General features: G+C 62.1%; 1 protein-coding gene. It reads left to right on the top strand.

The features are described from left to right. Positions 1-243, top strand: a 243-nt coding sequence (locus SB765_RS32960) for an SDR family NAD(P)-dependent oxidoreductase (RefSeq protein ID WP_410932940.1), incomplete at both ends; no start/stop codon positions are given.

The raw sequence follows: 243 nt of genomic DNA, 5'->3' as shown, positions 1-243 counted from the left end.
GGCAATCCTGGCGCGCTTCGGCGGCATCGACATCCTCGTCAACAACACCGGCGGGCCGCCGCCGGGACCGGCTTTTGGTCACGACGCGGACGTGTGGCGCAATGCATTCGAGTCGATGGTAATTTCGGTGATCGGCATCACAGACATGATTCTGCCGGGCATGCGAGAACGCGGCTGGGGGCGCATCATCACTAGCACCTCGTCGGGCGTTGTTACGCCGATAGCAAACCTGGGCCTTTCGAA

Origin of the sequence: Pseudomonas sp. SIMBA_067, assembly GCF_046534675.1 — a bacterium.
Classification (GTDB): domain Bacteria; phylum Pseudomonadota; class Gammaproteobacteria; order Pseudomonadales; family Pseudomonadaceae; genus Aquipseudomonas; species Aquipseudomonas putida.
The sequence above is the reverse complement of the archived record's forward strand: the minus strand, read 5'-3'. Positions and strand labels throughout refer to the sequence as shown.